This window comes from Asticcacaulis biprosthecium C19, from assembly GCF_000204015.1.
Classification (GTDB): Bacteria; Pseudomonadota; Alphaproteobacteria; order Caulobacterales; family Caulobacteraceae; genus Asticcacaulis; species Asticcacaulis biprosthecius.
Genome location: NZ_GL883081.1, coordinates 294,006 through 294,496 on the forward strand (window position 1 = coordinate 294,006; position 491 = coordinate 294,496).

The window sequence follows — 491 nt, forward strand, 5'->3', positions numbered from 1 at the left end:
CCTATGTCGGTACCCTCACCGCGTCGGTCACCCCGGCCGGCAAGGGCGGCGGCGGCACGGTCAACTGGACCTTCTCGGTTGACAATGACGATATCCAGTTCCTGGCCGTCGGCCAGACCCTGACCCAGACCTACGATGTCACGGTCTCCGACGGGTGGGCTTCCGACACCGAAACCGTCACCATCACCATCACCGGCACCAATGACGCGCCAGTCCTGACCGGTGTCCAGGCGACCCTGGAAGACGGCACGGAAGACGAAGACTACATCGTCAGTGTGGAAGACCTGCTGGCCGGCTTCACCGATGTCGATGACCTGGACACCCTGTCGGTGGCCAACCTGACCGCCAGCAACGGCGCCACGGTGACCAACAACCTCGACGGCACCTACACGATCGAACATGCCGATGACTTCGACGGCATGATCACCCTCACCTACGCCGTCAATGACGGCCATGACGGTTCGATCGAAGGCGTCACCCTCGATTATGAT

The 491-nt window shown here is 62.1% G+C and carries 1 protein-coding gene; it reads left to right on the forward strand.

The window, feature by feature from the left end; genetic code table 11:
• The coding region (locus tag ABI_RS23300; protein WP_040310025.1) for a cadherin-like domain-containing protein at positions 1-491 on the forward strand (491 nt) is incomplete at both ends.